Source organism: Streptomyces sp. LMG1-1-1.1 (assembly GCF_040815545.1).
Lineage (GTDB): Bacteria > Actinomycetota > Actinomycetes > Streptomycetales > Streptomycetaceae > Streptomyces.
In genome coordinates this window covers 52951-70070 of sequence record NZ_JBFPNH010000025.1, presented here as the reverse complement: position 1 = coordinate 70070, position 17120 = coordinate 52951, and the positions used below count along the sequence as shown (strand labels likewise).

Annotated in this window: 14 protein-coding genes, 1 pseudogene and 1 riboswitch; of the genes and pseudogenes, 11 read left to right on the top strand and 4 right to left on the bottom strand. The window is 72.2% G+C overall.

Features of this window, described 5'->3' with window-relative positions; genetic code table 11:
* The first annotated feature begins 145 nt into the window (after positions 1-145).
* A complete protein-coding gene (locus tag MRBLMG1_RS14900) occupies positions 146-1195 on the top strand; it encodes a CobW family GTP-binding protein (RefSeq protein ID WP_367824449.1) in 1050 nt (349 codons plus the stop codon).
* Positions 1196-1218: 23 nt separating this feature from the next.
* Here MRBLMG1_RS14900 and MRBLMG1_RS14895 read toward each other — a convergent pair whose 3' ends face one another.
* Complete coding sequence (locus MRBLMG1_RS14895; protein ID WP_367824447.1) at positions 1219-3678, bottom strand: DNA gyrase/topoisomerase IV subunit A; 2460 nt, start codon at positions 3676-3678, stop codon at positions 1219-1221.
* A 182-nt stretch (positions 3679-3860) separates the two neighbouring features.
* Here MRBLMG1_RS14895 and MRBLMG1_RS14890 point away from each other — a divergent pair, with 182 nt between their 5' ends.
* From MRBLMG1_RS14890 to MRBLMG1_RS14875, 4 genes are all read left to right on the top strand, one after another.
* Positions 3861-5216, top strand: a complete 1356-nt coding sequence (locus MRBLMG1_RS14890; protein WP_367824445.1) for a M16 family metallopeptidase — start codon at positions 3861-3863, stop codon at positions 5214-5216.
* Positions 5217-5242: 26 nt separating this feature from the next.
* Entirely contained in the window at positions 5243-6610 is a 1368-nt protein-coding gene (locus MRBLMG1_RS14885; protein WP_414721583.1) for a M16 family metallopeptidase, read from the top strand.
* A 199-nt stretch (positions 6611-6809) separates the two neighbouring features.
* Positions 6810-6974, top strand: a riboswitch (cyclic di-AMP (ydaO/yuaA leader).
* Between the two features lie 12 nt (positions 6975-6986).
* A complete protein-coding gene (locus MRBLMG1_RS14880) occupies positions 6987-7757 on the top strand; it encodes a M23 family metallopeptidase (protein WP_367824441.1) in 771 nt (256 codons plus the stop codon).
* Positions 7758-7962: 205 nt separating this feature from the next.
* Positions 7963-8646: a GntR family transcriptional regulator gene (locus tag MRBLMG1_RS14875; protein WP_367824439.1), complete on the top strand. Its 684-nt coding sequence runs from the start codon at positions 7963-7965 to the stop codon at positions 8644-8646.
* A 185-nt stretch (positions 8647-8831) separates the two neighbouring features.
* Here the strand turns inward: MRBLMG1_RS14875 and MRBLMG1_RS14870 are convergent, their stop codons facing one another.
* Positions 8832-9113 (bottom strand): HPr family phosphocarrier protein, encoded by a 282-nt coding sequence (locus MRBLMG1_RS14870; RefSeq protein ID WP_015036698.1) that lies wholly within the window; start codon positions 9111-9113, stop codon positions 8832-8834.
* 175 nt (positions 9114-9288) lie between these two features.
* Here MRBLMG1_RS14870 and MRBLMG1_RS14865 point away from each other — a divergent pair, with 175 nt between their 5' ends.
* From MRBLMG1_RS14865 to MRBLMG1_RS14845, 5 genes are all read left to right on the top strand, one after another.
* Positions 9289-12324 (top strand): GNAT family N-acetyltransferase, encoded by a 3036-nt coding sequence (locus MRBLMG1_RS14865; protein ID WP_367824437.1) that lies wholly within the window; start codon positions 9289-9291, stop codon positions 12322-12324.
* 40 nt (positions 12325-12364) lie between these two features.
* Positions 12365-12961, top strand: coding sequence for a DUF5998 family protein (locus tag MRBLMG1_RS14860; RefSeq protein WP_366305555.1), 597 nt, complete (start codon positions 12365-12367; stop codon positions 12959-12961).
* A complete protein-coding gene (locus MRBLMG1_RS14855; protein WP_367824435.1) occupies positions 12961-14166 on the top strand; it encodes an alkaline phosphatase family protein in 1206 nt (401 codons plus the stop codon). The genes MRBLMG1_RS14860 and MRBLMG1_RS14855 overlap by 1 nt, the downstream gene beginning before the upstream one ends.
* A gap of 52 nt (positions 14167-14218) precedes the next feature.
* Positions 14219-14869, top strand: coding sequence for a thymidine kinase (locus tag MRBLMG1_RS14850; protein ID WP_367824433.1), 651 nt, complete (start codon positions 14219-14221; stop codon positions 14867-14869).
* A gap of 180 nt (positions 14870-15049) precedes the next feature.
* Positions 15050-15442: a peptidoglycan-binding domain-containing protein gene (locus MRBLMG1_RS14845; RefSeq protein ID WP_367824431.1), complete on the top strand. Its 393-nt coding sequence runs from the start codon at positions 15050-15052 to the stop codon at positions 15440-15442.
* 170 nt (positions 15443-15612) lie between these two features.
* Here MRBLMG1_RS14845 and MRBLMG1_RS14840 read toward each other — a convergent pair whose 3' ends face one another.
* A complete protein-coding gene (locus MRBLMG1_RS14840) occupies positions 15613-15804 on the bottom strand; it encodes a peptidoglycan-binding domain-containing protein (RefSeq protein ID WP_367824429.1) in 192 nt (63 codons plus the stop codon).
* A gap of 372 nt (positions 15805-16176) precedes the next feature.
* Positions 16177-16680 (bottom strand): TetR-like C-terminal domain-containing protein, encoded by a 504-nt coding sequence (locus MRBLMG1_RS14835; RefSeq protein ID WP_367824427.1) that lies wholly within the window; start codon positions 16678-16680, stop codon positions 16177-16179.
* Here MRBLMG1_RS14835 and MRBLMG1_RS14830 point away from each other — a divergent pair.
* A pseudogene (locus MRBLMG1_RS14830) lies at positions 16633-16971 on the top strand (isochorismatase family protein); the annotation flags it as partial. The gene MRBLMG1_RS14835 and the pseudogene MRBLMG1_RS14830 overlap by 48 nt on opposite strands.
* Positions 16972-17120: the final 149 nt, after the last annotated feature.

The following is a 17120-nucleotide window of genomic DNA, read 5'->3' as shown; positions in this document are numbered from 1 at the left end:
CCGGAAATACGGAACCGCTACGGGCGCCCGGAGGGCCGGAAGCCCGGGCGGAGGCCCGACGCGTCCCCCCGGGGTCGCACGCCGGGCTGCCTATCCTGGGGGCTTCCCACGGCCGTGGGGCACGAAGGAACCGGAGGTACGTCCCTTGACCACGCAGCAGATCCCCGTCGTCGTTCTCGCCGGGTTTCTCGGGGCCGGGAAGACCACGCTCCTGAACCATGTGCTGCGCAGCGCCCGGGGCACCCGTATCGGCGTCATGGTCAACGACTTCGGGGACATCGGCATCGACGCGATGAGCGTCGCCGGGCAGGTCGGGTCCACCGTCTCGCTGGGCAACGGGTGCCTGTGCTGCGCCGTGGACGCGAGTGAGCTCGACGAGTACCTGGAGGTCCTGGCCCGGCCCTCATCGCGGCTCGACGTGATCGTCATCGAGGCGAGCGGCCTCGCGGAGCCGCAGGAGCTGGTGCGCATGGTGCTCGCCAGCGAGAACGAGCGGATCGTGTACGGCGGGCTCGTCCAGGTGGTCGACGCCGCCGAGTTCGCCGCCACCCGGCAGCGGCACCCCGAGACCGACCGGCACCTGCCGATCGCCGACCTCGTCGTCGTGAACAAGGCCGACCGGGTCTCCGAGGACGAGCTGCGAGCCGTCCACGAGACGGTGCGCGGCCTCGCGGGCAAGGCCGCGGTGGTCGACGCCCGGCACGGGAGGATCGACCCGGAAATGCTCTTCGACCGGGTGGCCCCCGAGGGGGAGATCGAGGGTCAGATGTCCATCGAGGACATCCTGTACGGCGAGGACGACGCGCACGCCCACCCGCACGCCGCGTACGAGACGGTGTCCCTGGCGGCCGCGAGCCCGCTCCATCCCCGCCGGCTCATGGCCTTCCTGGACGCCCGGCCCGAGGGCCTCTACCGGATCAAGGGATTCGTCGACTTCGGCGCCGCCGACCCGGTCAACCGCTACACCGTGCACGCGGTCGGCCGTTTCCTGCGCTTCCATCCCGAGCCGTGGCCCGAGGGAGAGGAGCGGCTGACCCAGCTCGTCCTGATCGGCTCCGGCGTCGACGCGGCCGGCCTGCGCAAGGACCTCGCCTCCTGCGAGCAGAACGGCCCGCAGGACGCCCCCGACGAACACGCGATGTGGGGCGTCCTGCGGTACGTGCGGCAGACGGACGAGGAGCCGGAAGGCTCCTAGCCCCTCTGGTCCGTCTGGTCCGCCTAGTCCGTCGGGCCCGCCACCACGTCGACCGGCTGGGGGAGCGGGGTCCCCGAGCCGTCGCGGCGGGGGTCGACCTCCGGGAGCGGCACCGGGGCGCCGCTCTTCTGCGCGGCGCGGGCCGGAGTGGCGCCGGCCCAGGCCAGGGTCAGCACGTCCTCGCCCTTCAGGAAGCGCTGGCAGCGGACGCCGCCGGTCGCGCGGCCCTTGCGCGGGTACTGGTCGAACGGGGTCAGCTTCGCGGACGTGCCCGTCGCGGAGTCGAGGGTGCCCGTGGAGCCCGCGACGGTGAAGACGACGGCGTCCGCCGCCGGGTCGACCGCCGTGAACGAGAGCACCTCGGCGCCCGCGGTCAGCTTGATGCCCGCCATGCCGCCTGCCGGCCGGCCCTGGGGCCGTACCTGTGAGGCCTGGTAGCGGAGCAGCTGGGCGTCGGAGGTGATGAAGACCAGGTCCTCCTCGCCCGTGCGCAGCTCGGTCGCGCCGACGATCCGGTCACCGTCCTTGAGGGTGATGACCTCCAGCTCGTCCTTGTTCGCCGGGTAGTCCGGCACCACGCGCTTCACCACGCCCTGGAGCGTGCCGAGGGCCAGGCCCGGCGAGGACTCGTCGAGCGTGGTCAGGCAGACCACCGTCTCCTCCGCCTCCAGGGTCAGGAACTCGGACAGCGGCGCGCCGCCCGCCAGGTTCGGGGTGCTGGCGGTGTCCGGGAGCTGCGGCAGGTCGATCACCGCGATCCGCAGCAGCCGTCCGGTCGAGGTCACCGCGCCGACGTCACCGCGCTGGGTGGCCGCCACCGCGGAAAGGATCACGTCGTGCTTGACCCGCGCGGCCTCCGGGTCGACCGGGGGCAGCTCGGCCGTCGCCGTACGGGCCAGCAGGCCGGTGGAGGAGAGCAGGACCCGGCAGGGGTCGTCCGCGACCTCCAGGGACACGGCGGCGACGGGTGCGCCGGCGGACTCGAGCAGGACCGTCCGGCGGTCGGTGGCGAACTTCTTGGCGACGGCGGCCAGCTCGGCGGAGACGAGCTTGCGCAGCTCCGCGTCGGAGTCGAGGATGCCGGTCAGCTCGTCGATCTCGCCGGTGAGCCGGTCGCGCTCGGTCTCCAGCTCCAGCCGGTCGAACCGGGTGAGGCGGCGCAGCGGGGTGTCCAGGATGTACTGCGTCTGGATCTCGCTCAGCGAGAAGCGCTCCATCAGGCGCTCCTTGGCCTGCGCGGAGTTGTCGCTCTCCCGGATGAGGCGGATGACCTCGTCGATGTCGAGCAGCGCGACGAGCAGGCCGAGGACCAGGTGGAGGCGGTCGCTCTTCTTGGTCCTGCGGAACTCGGAGCGGCGCCGGACGACCTCGAAGCGGTGGTCGAGGTAGACCTCGAGGAGTTCCTTGAGGCCGAGGGTGAGCGGCTGGCCGTCGACCAGCGCCACGTTGTTGATGCCGAAGGACTCCTCCATCGGCGTCAGCTTGTAGAGCTGCTCGAGGACCGCCTCGGGCACGAAGCCGTTCTTGATCTCGATGACGAGCCGCAGGCCGTGGTTGCGGTCGGTGAGGTCCTTGACGTCGGCGATGCCCTGGAGCTTCTTGGAGCCGACCAGGTCCTTGATCTTGGAGATGACCTTCTCGGGGCCGACCGTGAACGGCAGCTCGGTCACGATGATGCCCTTGCGGCGGGCCGTCACCGTCTCCACGGTCGCCGAGGCGCGGATCTTGAAGGAGCCGCGGCCCGACTCGTACGCGTCCTTGATGCCGGAGAGGCCGACGATCCGGCCGCCGGTGGGCAGGTCGGGGCCGGGCACGAACCGCATCAGGGTCTCGAGGTCGGCGCCGGGGTGCCGGATGAGGTGGCGGGCGGCCGCGACGACCTCGCCGAGGTTGTGCGGCGGCATGTTGGTCGCCATGCCGACCGCGATGCCGGACGCGCCGTTGACCAGCAGGTTCGGGTAGGCGGCGGGGAGTGCCACCGGCTCCCGCTCCTGGCCGTCGTAGTTCGGCGCGAAGTCGACCGTGTCCTCGTCGATGGACTCGGTCATGAGCAGCGCGGCCGGGGCCATCCGCGACTCGGTGTACCGCATGGCGGCCGGCGGGTCGTCGTTGCCGAGGGAACCGAAGTTGCCGTGGCCGTCGACGAGGGGCAGCCGCATGGAGAAGGGCTGTGCCATGCGGACCATGGCGTCGTAGATCGAGGCGTCGCCGTGCGGGTGCAGCTTGCCCATCACCTCGCCGACGACGCGGGCGCACTTGACGAACCCGCGGTCGGGGCGGAGCCCCATCTCGCCCATCTGGTAGACGATGCGGCGCTGGACGGGCTTCATGCCGTCGCGGGCGTCGGGGAGCGCGCGCGAGTAGATCACCGAGTACGCGTACTCGAGGAAGGAGCCCTGCATCTCGTCGACGACGTCGATGTCGAGGATTCGCTCCTCGAACGCGTCGTCCGGCGGCGGTGTCTTCGTGCTGCGGCGGGCCATCGCGGCTGCGGCTCCTTCACCAACAAGGGTTGATCTGACGCGGACCATTGTGGACCGTGCCACCGACAACGCCGACCTCGACCCGGAAGAGGGACATCGGGACCCGACGGGAACTTCGCGAGGTGTCGGCGCGCTTGCATACAGTGGCAGGACCTTTTCACATCGCGATCGAAGGGACGTACATGCCCATGGGTCACACGGCCACGGCCGAGGCCGGCTCCGGCGGCCTGACAGCGACCGAGCACCGGTTGGCGAACGGCCTGCGTGTGGTGCTCTCGGAGGACCACCTGACCCCGGTCGCCGCGGTCTGCCTCTGGTACGACGTCGGCTCGCGCCACGAGGTCGAGGGCCGCACGGGCCTCGCCCACCTCTTCGAGCACCTGATGTTCCAGGGCTCGAAGCAGGTCCACGGGAACGGGCACTTCGAGCTGGTGCAGGGCGCGGGCGGCTCGCTCAACGGCACGACGAGCTTCGAGCGCACCAACTACTTCGAGACCATGCCCACGCACCAGCTGGAGCTCGCGCTCTGGCTGGAGGCCGACCGCATGGGCTCGCTGCTGGCCGCCCTGGACGACGAGTCCATGGAGAACCAGCGGGACGTCGTCAAGAACGAGCGCCGCCAGCGCTACGACAACGTGCCGTACGGCACCGCGTTCGAGAAGCTCACCGCCCTCGCCTACCCGGAGGGCCACCCGTACCACCACACGCCGATCGGCTCCATGGCCGACCTGGACGCGGCGACGCTGGAGGACGCGCGGAACTTCTTCCGCACGTACTACGCGCCGAACAACGCGGTGCTGTCCGTCGTCGGCGACATCGACCCGGCGCAGACGCTCACCTGGATCGAGAAGTACTTCGGCTCCATCCCGCAGCACGACGGCAAGCTGCCCCCGCGCGACGGCTCGCTGCCCGAGGTCATCGGCGAGCAGCTGCGCGAGGTCGTCGAGGAGGAGGTCCCGGCCCGCGCGCTGATGGCCGCCTACCGGCTGCCGCACGACGGCACGCGCGAGTGCGACGCCGCCGACCTGGCCCTGACGGTCCTGGGCGGTGGCGAGTCGTCCCGGCTGCACAACCGGCTGGTCCGCCGCGACCGCACGGCCGTCGCCGCCGGCTTCGGCCTGCTGCGGCTCGCCGGCGCGCCCTCGCTGGGCTGGCTGGACGTGAAGACCTCCGGAGGCGTCGAGGTCCCGCAGATCGAGGCGGCCGTCGACGAGGAGCTCGCCCGGTTCGCCGCGGAGGGCCCCACCCCCGAGGAGATGGAGCGCGCGCAGGCCCAGTTGGAGCGCGAGTGGCTCGACCGGCTCGGCACCGTCGCGGGCCGCGCCGACGAACTGTGCCGGTTCGCCGTGCTGTTCGGCGACCCGCAGCTGGCCCTCACGGCCGTCGACCGGGTCCTGGACGTCACCGCCGACGAGGTGCGGGCGGTCGCCCAGGCCAAGCTGCGCCCCGACAACCGCGCGGTGCTGGTCTACGAGCCCCTGGCGACCGAGCAGAGCGACAACGCCGACGGCGACGACGAAGAGGGAGCGGACCAGTGACCGACGCTGCCGCGTCTTTGACGAGCATGGACTTCCACCCGCAGCCGACGCCGGGCGCCGCCAGGCCCTGGGCCTTCCCGGCCCCGGACCGCGGGAAGCTGGACAACGGCCTGACGCTGCTGACCAGCCACCGCCCCGGCCAGCAGGTCGTGGCCGTGGAGCTCTTCCTGCCGGCCCCGCTGGACGCGGAGCCCGCCGGTCTCGACGGCGTCGCCACGATCATGGCCCGCGCGCTGTCCGAGGGGACGGACCAGCGCAGCGCCGAGGAGTTCGCGGCCGAGCTGGAGCGCTGCGGCGCCACGCTCGACGCGCACGCCGACCACCCGGGCGTACGGGTCTCCCTGGAGGTCCCCGTCTCCCGGCTGCCCAAGGCGCTCGGGCTGCTCTCCGAGGCCCTGATCGCCCCGGCGTTCCTGGACACCGAGATCGAGCGCCTGGTGCGCAACCGTCTCGACGAGATCCCGCACGAGACGGCCAACCCGGCCCGCCGCGCCGCCAAGCAGCTCTCCAAGGAGCTGTTCCCGGCCGAGTCCCGGATGTCCCGGCCGCGCCAGGGCACCGAGGAGACCGTCGCCGCGATCGACGCCGCGGCCGTCCGCGCCTTCTTCGGCGCGTACGTCCGGCCCGGCACGGCCACGGCGGTGGTCGTCGGCGACCTGACGGGCGTCGACCTCGACAAGGTCCTCGCGGACACGCTGGGCGCCTGGACCGGTGAGCCGGCCGAGCCGCTCCCGATGCCGCCGATCACCGCCGACGACACCGGACGGGTCGTCATCGTGGACCGCCCGGGCGCCGTCCAGACCCAGCTGCTGATCGGCCGGATCGGCCCCGACCGGCACGACCGCGTCTGGTCGGCCCAGGTCCTCGGCACGTACTGCCTCGGCGGCACCCTGACCTCGCGGCTCGACCGAGTCCTGCGCGAGGAGAAGGGCTACACGTACGGCGTGCGGGCGTTCGGGCAGGTGCTCCGCTCGGACGCCGAGGGGAACGGCGCCTCGATGCTCGCCATCAGCGGCTCCGTCGACACCCCCAACACCGGTCCGGCCCTCCAGGACCTGTGGCAGGTGCTGCGCACCCTCGCCGCCGAGGGGCTGACCGACGCCGAGCGCGAGACCGCCGTGCAGAACCTGGTGGGGGTCGCGCCGCTCAAGTACGAGACGGCCGCCTCCGTCGCCGGGACGCTCGCCGACCAGGTCGAGCAGCACCTCCCGGACGACTTCCAGGCCCAGTTGTACGCGCGTCTGGCCGAGACCGGCACGGTGGAGGCGACCGCGGCCGTGGTCAGCGCCTTCCCCGTGGACCGGCTCGTCACGGTGCTCGTGGGTGACGCGGCGCAGATCGCGGAGCCCGTGCGGGAGCTCGGCATCGGCGAAGTGACCGTCGTGACCGGCTGATTCCGGCTTCGGCGTGACAACGGGAGGGCCTCGGCGGCATGTTCGCCGGGGCCCTTCGGTTTGTCCGTATTGACGGCAAGGGTGACTCTTTGCCCTGTGGCATGTCTTACAAAATGCGTGTGTGGTTGGTGATTGAAAGACGATCCGCATAGCGTCTGTCCGGCTGTTCGTCAGTTGCACGTGCCGCAGCCGCGGCATCGGACAGTCATCGCCGAGTCCCCGTCAGGCGCGAGCCTGGGGAGCCGGGGACCCACATGAGTCCCTGGGGTGAATCGGACGCCTTCGTCCCGTACGGAGGGGCCCGTAGGAGACCTTCCTGCTCCGAACCCGTCAGCTAACCCGGTAGGCGAGAAGGAAGGAAAGGATCAGCCACTACATGGCGTTCACCCGTGCCACCGGGAAGCATCGTGGTCCGAGCCGGATGGCGCGCCGCAGCGTGGGCATCGCAGGCGTCGCGACGCTCGCCACCACCGGCGTCATCGGAACCCTCGCTTCCCCGGCGCTCGCCGCCGACACGGACCACCGCTCCGCCGAGGACACCGGCCTCACCCAGGTCATCACCGAGGACTCCCTCGTGGACCGGATCGACGCCCAGGCCGCCGCCCAGGAGCAGGAGGCCGTCGAGGCCGTCGCCCAGGCGAAGGTCAAGGCCGAGGCGAAGCGCAAGGCCGAGGCCCGCGCCAAGGAGATCCGCCAGGAGCGCGAGCGCGCCGCCCGCGAGGCCGAGCGCCGCCGCCTGGCCTCCTTCCAGCTCCCCGTCGCCGGCTCGTACGTCTCCACCGGCTACAAGACCGGTGGTTCGCTCTGGTCCTCGGGCAGCCACTCCGGCGTCGACTTCCACGCCGCCTACGGCACCCGGGTCGCCTCCGTGGGCTCCGGCACCGTCGTCGAGGCCGGCTGGGGCGGCGCGTACGGCAACAACATCGTGATCCGGATGAACGACGGCACGTACACGCAGTACGGGCACCTCTCCTCCATCGGGGTCCACGTCGGCCAGACCGTCGAGCCGGGCCAGCAGATAGGCGTCTCCGGCTCGACCGGCAACTCGACCGGCCCGCACCTCCACTTCGAGGCGCGCACGAGCGCCGAGTACGGCTCCGACATCAACCCGATCGCGTACCTCCGCGCCCGCGGCGTCCGCGTCTGACATCGCCCGGCCCGGTTCCGCACCGCGTCGCAAAAGCCCCGGCTCGTACTGAGCCGGGGCTTTTCGCTGCTCGTAAGTCGGTGGAACAATGCCATGGATTCCGCCGGGGCATCGGAAATCCCGGCGCGCTGCAATAGAGTCGATGATCAGGCGCAGAACAGGCGCCGCTCGAATTGTCTCGCGCGGACCAAGGCGGAGGTCGGACATGCGCATTCCCGCGCATTCGGTATGCACGGCGATCAGGGACGACATCGTCTCCGGCGTCTACGAGCGCGGCGGCCGGCTGACCGAGGAACAACTCGCCCGCCGGTACGGGGTCTCGCGCGTGCCGGTCCGCGAGGCCCTGCGCACGCTGGAGTCCGAGGGCTTCGTCGTGACCCGCCGGCACGCGGGTGCGCACGTCGCCGAGCCCACCGACCAGGAGGCGGCCGACCTGCTCGACATGCGGTCGCTGCTCGAACCGCTGGGGGCCGCGCGGGCGGCGCAGCGCCGCACGGACGCCCACCTCAAGGTGCTGCGGGGCCTGGTCAGGCTGGGTCAGGAGCGGGCCAGGCGAGGCCAGGGCGAGGATCTGCGCTCGCTCGGGGGCTGGTTCCACGAGACGCTCGCGCAGGCCTCCGGCAGCCCCGCCCTGACGGCGCTGCTCACCCAGCTGCGGCACAAGATCGCCTGGATGTACGCGGTGGACTCGCCCGCCCAGCCGGTGGAGGCCTGGGCCGAGCACGGCGCCATCGTGGACGCGGTGGCGCGCGGTGACGCCGAGCGGGCCAGGGCGCTGACCGCGCTGCACGCGGAACGCTCACTGCCGCTGCATCGGCTCAAAAGGCCGGAGCGGGGCCGTGTGAGGGTTTCGCAACATGCAGTCAACACGGCGAGCGTCCGGAATTAACGTGCGCACCGTATACAAAGAAGAGGTATTCGCGCGGCGCTATTAGTGCTGCCCGGAACATCGACGGGGACACTGATCGGGGCATTGATCGAAACATTGACCGGGACAATGACCGGGAGAATGCGAATGGCCGTGGCCGCCGGAATTTCGGCGGCCACGGCCATTCGTCGTGCGGGGGGACCGGATCAGACGGTCTCGGGGAGCTCGTCCAGACCCTCGGCGACCAGCTTCGCGAGACGGTCGAGGGCGGCCTCGGCGCCGTCGGCCTCGGACGCGAGGACGATCTCCTCGCCGCCCTGCGCGCCCAGCCCGAGCACCGCGAGCATGGAAGCGGCGTTCACCGGGGTGCCGTCGGACTTGGCGATCGTCACCGGCACGCCGGAAGCCGTGGCGGCACGGACGAAGATGGACGCGGGGCGGGCGTGCAGGCCCTCGGCCCAGCCGACGTTGACGCGGCGCTCAGCCATGGTGTTGCCCTTCGGGTCTCAAGCGGGTTGTCTAGACCAGTCTCTCATGTGCTGTGTGGTGCTCGCGCCGACCTTCGGCCCGGACCGGACCGCCTCTCGGCCCTCCCTACCTTGCACGGCGCGCACCCGCCGCGCGAGCGGTGCCACGGTCGTGTCGCGGCCGTAGGCTGACCCCATGCAGAGCGCGTCGGAGCAGTCGGAAGCGGCGGAACGACCGGCCCCGCCGGAGCACGTCTACCCCGACCACTGGGAAGCGGACGTGGTCCTGCGCGACGGCGGCACCGCGCGCATCAGGCCCATCACCGCCGACGACGCCGACCGGCTGGTGAGCTTCTACGAGCAGGTCTCGGACGAGTCGAAGTACTACCGCTTCTTCGCGCCCTACCCGCGCCTCTCCGCCAAGGACGTCCACCGCTTCACCCACCACGACTTCGTGGACCGGGTGGGACTCGCGGCGACGGTCGGCGGCGAGTTCATCGCCACCGTGCGCTACGACCGCATCGACGACCGGGGGATGCCCGCCTCCGCCCCGGCGGACGAGGCCGAGGTCGCCTTCCTCGTCCAGGACGCCCACCAGGGGCGCGGCGTCGCCTCCGCCCTCCTCGAACACATCGCGGCCGTGGCGCGCGAGCGGGACATCCGGCGCTTCGCCGCTGAGGTGCTCCCCGCCAACAACAAGATGATCAAGGTCTTCACGGACGCCGGCTACACCCAGAAGCGCAGCTTCGAGGACGGCTCCGTCCGCCTCCACCTCGACCTCGAACCCACCGACCGCTCCCTCGCCGTCCAGCGCGCGCGGGAACAGCGGGCCGAGGCGCGCTCCGTACAGCGGCTCCTCACCCCCCGGTCCGTCGCCGTGGTCGGCGCCGGACGCGCGCCCGGCGGCGTCGGCCGGACCGTGCTGCGCAACCTGATCGGGGCCGGCTTCACCGGACGCGTGTACGCGGTGAACGCCGCCCTCACCGACGGCCCCGCGGAACTCGACGGCGTCCCCGCCCACGCCTCCGTCGGCGCCATCGGGGAGCCGGTGGACCTGGCGATCGTCGCCGTCCCCGCCGAGCGGGTCCCGGAAGCCGTCGCGGACTGCGGCGAACACGGGGTGCGCGGCCTCGTCGTCCTCTCCGCCGGATACGCGGAGAGCGGCCCGGCCGGCCGCGACCGCCAGCGTGAACTCGTACGGCAGGCGCGCTCGTACGGCATGCGGATCATCGGCCCCAACGCCTTCGGGATCATCAACACCGCCGACGACGTCCGGCTCAACGCCTCGCTCGCCCCGCAGATGCCCGCCGCCGGGCGCATCGGGCTCTTCGCCCAGTCCGGCGCGATCGGGATCGCGCTCCTCGCCGGACTCCACCGGCACGGCGCGGGCCTCTCCTCCTTCATCTCGGCCGGCAACCGCGCCGACGTCTCCGGGAACGACTTCCTCCAGCACTGGTACGACGACCCCGGCACCGACGTCGTCCTCCTCTACCTGGAGTCGATCGGCAACCCCCGCAAGTTCACCCGGCTCGCCCGCCGCACCGCCGCCGTCAAGCCGGTCGTCGTCGTCAAGGGCGCCCGCCACAGCGGCAGCGCCCCGCCCGGCCACCGGGTGCCGTTCACCCGCATCCCGCACGCCACGGTCTCCGCGCTGCTCCGCCAGGCCGGGGTGATCCGCGTCGACACCATCACCGAACTCGTCGACGCCGGAATGCTCCTGGCGGCCCAGCCGCTGCCCGCCGGGCCCCGCGTCGCCATCCTCGGCAACTCCGAGTCGCTCGGCCTCCTCACGTACGACGCCTGCCTCACGGAGGGACTGCGCCCGCTGCGGCCGCTCGACCTGACGACGGCGGCGGTCCCGGCGGACTTCCGGGACGCGCTGGCAGCCGCGCTCGCCGACGAGACCTCCGACGCGGTCGTCGTGACCGCGATCCCCTGGGTCGGCGAGAACGGCGCCACCGAGTTCGGCGACGGCGAGGTCCTCGCGGCCGCCCTCCGCGAGGCCGTCGCCTCCGCCCCCGCGCCCACCAAGCCCGTCGTCGTCGTCCACGTCGAGATGGGCGGCCTCGCGGAGGCCCTCGCGGTGGCGACCAGCACCCGGCCGGCCCCGGCGGGCCGCGGCGGCGCACCGACCGGAGCCCGCCCCGCCCCCCGCCGCACGGACCAGGCGGTGACGACCGGCACTCAGGTGACGTCCGGCACGCAGGTCACGCCCGGCGCTCAGGTGACGTCCGGGACTCAAATCACGCCCGACACTCAGGTCACGCCCGGCACTCAGGTCACGCCGGACACGCAGGCGACGCCGGGTGCGGACGTGACGTCCGACACGACCGCCCCTCCCGCCGCGCCCGCCACGATCCCCGCCTACCCCGCCGCCGAGCGGGCCGTGCGGGCGCTGGCCGAGGCCGTGCGGTACGGGCAGTGGCGACGGCAGGCGGCCGAGCCGGGGCGGGTCCCCGAGTACGAGGACATCGACGAGGCCGGGGCCGCCGCGCTCATCGAGCGGACGCTCGGCGACCGGGCCGTCGACGACGCGGACGTCCGGGGAGTGACCCTCGGCCCCGACGAGACCGGCGAACTGCTCGCCCGGTACGGGATCGCCGTGCTGCCGACTCTGCCCGCACCCACCCCCGACGACGCCGTCGCGGCCGCCGCCCGGCTCGGCTACCCCGTCGCGCTGAAGACGACCGCGCCGCACCTCCGCCACCGCCCCGACCTCGGCGGCGTCCGGCTCGACCTGGCGTCGGAGCAGCAGCTCCGCACGGCGTACGCCGAGCTGACCGAGGTCCTCGGCAAACCGGAGGAGCTCCTGCCGGTCGTCCAGGCGATGGTGCCCCGGGGCGTCGACACCGTCGTCCGCTCCGCCATCGACCCGGCCGTCGGCGCCGTCCTCTCCTTCGGCCTCTCGGGCGCTGCCTCCGAACTGCTCGGCGACACGGCGCACCGACTGGTCCCGGCCACCGACCGGGACGTCGCCGAACTCGTCCGCTCCCTGCGCACCGCGCCGCTGCTGTTCGGCTGGCGCGGCTCCGCACCCGTCGACACCCCGGCCCTGGAGGAGCTCCTGCTCCGCGTCTCGCGGCTGGTCGACGACCACCCCGAGGTGGTCGCCGTCTCCCTGGAGCCGGTGGTGGTGGCACCCCGCGGACTCTCCGTCCTCGGCGCCACCGTCCGGCTGGCCCCGCCCCCGCCCCGTACCGACCTCGGTCCGCGCAGCCTGCCGAGTTACTGACGGGGCCGGAGGGGGCCCGAGGCCCCGTAGGATGGAGTCCATGGCAAAGAGCGGTACGACGACCCAGGGGCTGCGCGCGGCGATCGAGCGCAGCGGCTACTACCCGGCCCTCGTGGCCGAGGCGGTGGAGGCCGCCGTCGGCGGCGAGGCCGTCGCGTCGTACGTGGTCCACCAGGAGACCACCTTCGACGCGAACGAGGTCCGGCGCCACGTCACCGTCCTCGTCCTGACGCCGCACCGCTTCATCGTCAGCCACACCGACGAGCAGGCCGCCGACACGAGCTCCCCGACCCCGTACGCCACGACGTCCACCGAGTCCGTGAAGCTCGACCGGATCTCGTCGGTCGTCGTCAGCCGCGTGGTCGCCAACCCCGAGTCGTACACGCCGGGCACGCTGCCCCGCGAGGTCGTCCTCACCATCGGCTGGGGCGCGGTCTCGCGCATCGACCTGGAGCCCGCCGCCTGCGGCGACTCCAACTGCGACGCCGACCACGGCTACACGGGCAACGCCACCGCGGACGACCTGAGCCTGCGGGTGAGCGAGGCCGGCGACGGCCCGGACACCGTCCGGCAGACGCTCGCCTTCGCGCAGGCGCTCTCCGAGGCCATCGCGGCGACCGCCGCGCCCACCCGCTGATGGCGCAGTCCACCGCGATGACCCACGGCTGGCCCGACGACCCCGCGCCGCTCGCGCCGGAGAGCGCGCCGGTGCCGGAGTACGCCTCCGGCTCGCTGGGCGACCTGCTGCCGACGCTGGTCGCGGGCCAGGGCGTGCCGGGCTTCGAGCGGCGGATCGCGGAGCTGGCGCCGGCCGACCGGAACTGTGTCTTCCTGATCGACGGACTCGGCTGGGAGCAGATCAGGTCCCACCCGGACGAGGCCCCGTACCTGACCTCGCTCCTCGGCTCCTCGCGCGGCGGCACGGGCCGCCCGGTCACCGCCGGGTTCCCCGCGACCACCGCGACCTCGCTGGCCTCCGTCGGCACGGGGCGCTACCCCGGTACGCACGGGCTGGCCGGTTACACGGTGCGCAACCCGGAGACCGGCGAGCTGATGAACCAGCTGCGCTGGAAGCCGTGGACGTCGCCGCACGTCTGGCAGCCGTACCCCACCGTCTTCCGGTTGGCGCACGAGGCGGGGATCCACACCGCCCAGGTGTCGTCCCCGATCTTCGAGCAGACGCCGCTCACCAAGGTCGCGCTCAGCGGCGGGACGTTCCACGGTCGGCTCTCCGGCGAGGAGCGGATGGACTTCGCCGCCGAGCAGCTCGCCGCCGGCGACCGCTCGCTGGTCTACACGTACTACAGCGAACTCGACGGCGCGGGGCACCGCTTCGGCATCGACTCCGACGCCTGGCGCGGCCAGCTGATGTTCGTCGACCGGCTCGTGCAGCGGCTCGCCGAGCAGCTGCCGCCCCGCTCGACCCTGTACGTGACCGCCGACCACGGCATGGTCGACATCCCCTTCGACGAAGAGCACCGCATCGACTTCGACGAGGACTGGGAGCTGCGGGCCGGCGTCGCCCTGCTGGGCGGCGAGGGCCGTGCCCGGCACGTGTACGCGGTGCCCGGCGCCCAGGCGGACGTCCTCACCTGCTGGCGCGAGGTCGTCGGCGAGCAGTTCTGGGTCGCGAGCCGCGAGGAGGCCATCTCCCTCGGCTGGTTCGGCGACGAGATCGACGAGCGGGTGTACGGCCGGATCGGCGACGTCGTCGTCGCGGCCGACGAGGACTTCGCGATCACCGCGTCCGTCAACGAGCCCCACGAGTCCGCGATGGCCGGCATGCACGGGTCGATGACCCCGGCGGAGCAGTTCGTCCCGCTGCTCGAAGTGCGTTCCTGACCCCTTCACCCGCCCCACCACCCCCCACGACCTGAAAGGTCCCCGACCCGTCATGCCCGAGCTGGTCTTCTTCTCCGGAACCATGGATTGCGGGAAGAGCACCCTGGCCCTCCAGATCGGGCACAACCGGTCGGCCCGCGGGCTCCAGGGAGTGATCTTCACCCGTGACGACCGGGCGGGCGAGGGCAAGCTCTCGTCGCGTCTGGGTCTGGTGACGGAGGCGGTCGAGGCGGGCGAGGGCATGGACCTCTACGCCTATCTGGTGGGCCAGCTCTCCCAGGGCGGCAAGGCGGACTACGTGATCGTGGACGAGGCGCAGTTCCTCGCCCCGGACCAGATCGACCAGCTCGCCCGGATCGTCGACGACCTCGGCATGGACGTCTTCGCCTTCGGCATCACGACGGACTTCCGGACGAAGCTCTTCCCCGGCTCGCAGCGGCTGATCGAGCTGGCGGACCGGATCGAGCAGCTCCAGGTCGAGGCGCTGTGCTGGTGCGGCGCCCGGGCCACGCACAACGCCCGCACGGTCGGCGGCGAGATGGTCGTCGAGGGCGAGCAGGTCGTCGTCGGTGACGTGAACCGGCCGTCGGAGGAGATCGGTTACGAGGTCCTCTGCCGCCGCCACCACCGCCGCCGCATGACCTCGGCCTCGGCCCACGCCGGCGCCCTGTCCCCGGACGTCCTCCCGGTCAACCACGCCTGACGCCTCCCCGCGCGACCGGATGTCCCGTGCCGATGGCGGGACGTCCCTGGGACGAGCGGCGCAAGCCCGTCCGGAGCCGGGGAACGGCTCGTCTCCCACGTCCCGGGACGGCGGGACGCGGGAGACGAGCCGTTCCCCGTGCGACAGGGTTGCGGTGTCACCAGCGAAAGGTTCACCGACATGCGCATGCACCGCCCCGCGAAGGGGGCCGCCGCGCTGCTGCTCGCGGCGGTCTCGGCCGGAGCCCTGCTCGTCTCCGCGCCGGCCGCCCACGCGGACGACTCCTTCTACAAGATCTGCAAGGACACGTACGGCACGCGCCTCTCCCCGAGCGGGTACGTCATTCCGCGGGGCGACTACTCTCTGGGCGATTCCGGCGACTGTGTCGCCGGGCTCCAGGAACTCGTCTCGCGATACGGCCTGACGGCGTGGGAGCAGAGCGGCGGCAACTTCGTCGACGGCGCCTTCGGCGCCCGCACCGACTCGGCCGTCCGCAGGTTCCAGAGCAACCACGGCCTCGTCGCCGACGGAATCGTCGGCCAGAGGACCTGGGAGAAGCTCCTGACGGGCTGAGAGCCGTTCGACGGTCCCCCTGCCGAGGGAGTGACCGTCAGGGCCAAGTGGACATCGCTGCGCTTCCGGTCCACGCATCCGCGGCAGACCGGCGGGCCCGTCCGGCGGTTCCACCACCCCGCCGTTTCCGTCCGGGGAGATCCCGGACGGAAACGGCGGGGATCGCTTTATTACTCGGTGGTGGGAATCGAGTTGTAGCAGCCGAGCTGGAGATGGTCCAGGAAGGTCCAGTAGAGGCCGTTTCCGGTATCGGGCCCGACAATTCCGTCGACGTCGTAGGAGTAATACTGCTGGAAGTGCTTCACTTCTCGCAGTGTGGCTGCCCCGAATATTCCGTCCACCGCGATATCGAGCTGGCTCATGTTGTGCCCCCTGTGCCACTCGTTGATGCCGGCCTGAACGCACTTCACTCCCCAGCCGGCGCTCCCGTAGCCAAGCATCGGGGCGCTGGTGGAAGCGTCGGCCGTGCCACTGCTCAGCGACGTCAGAACGACTGCGGAAATCGCGACCAGTCCACTTCGAAATCCCTTGAAAGTGCGCGTCGTACGGATGGTGACCCCCTCGGATAGCGACAATTCGAAGCAGGGGTCAATGCTGGCAAGCGTTACCCCCGCCCCGCTTGATCAATTCATCTTACAGAGTGATCGGGCGGAATCCAGGCCGGTGCGGCGAATTCATGGGATCGCCGACTCTGTTGGTTTCCGGGGGAATTCGGCGGGAGTCGCCCGGCCGGGTCACTCGGTCCGCAGAGCGTCCGTCAGGCGGTCCAGGGCCGGGCCGTCGACGGGGGCGGTGCCCGTGAGGGTGCCCACGAGGGCCTGGGCGAGGACGGTCGCCGGCCCGATCCGGGTGTCCTCGCGCTCGTCGCCGGTGACCTTGCCGATCACGGCGTCGCGGACCGACCCGGAGACGGCGGGGTCCCCGAACAGGTCGGGGAACGACAGCGCCATCATGCACACGCCCACGTTGGCGGAGAGGATCGTCTGGCCGGCCAGCTCGGGGGTCGTGCGCAGGCGTCCTGCGTCGCGGCAGCGCTCCACGGCCTTCAGGAGGATGGCCCGGGCCTCGTGGATCGCCTCCGGCCTGCTGTCGCCGGTCGGGGTGAACATCAGGCGGTAGAGATGCGGGTTGCGCAGCGCGAACCCGACGTGGCCGTCCCACGCGGTGCGGAGGTCCGCGACCGGGTCGTCGGCGAGGGGGAGAAGGTGGTCGTCAAGCAGTTCCCCGACGCCTTCCACGCCACGGACCTCCAGGAGACCCTCCAGGGCCTCGGCGTCGGCGGCGACCTCGTGCTCGCCGGGTTCATGACGCACATGTGCGTCCAGTTCACCGCACAGGGCGCCTTCAACCGGGGCTACCGCCCCACCGTCGTCGCCGAGGCCACCGCCACCCGCCCCCTGGAGGCCCCGGACGGCACCGTCCTGTCGTCGGACGCCCTCCAGACCGCCGCCCTGACCACGGTCTCCGACCTCTTCGGCACCGTGGCCCGCACGGTCGACGACCTCGTCGCCCTCACGCCGGCCGGCTGACCGACGGGGGCCGCGCGGTGCGCCCGGACCCGGCCGGACGGCCCAAGGGGACGGCACGGCACCGGGAGTTCACCCGGGGTGCGCCGGAAGACCGCCTGATGATCGGTTACGGGTCGCCCGCCTCGGCGGTAATGGCGGTCGGCCCGCGA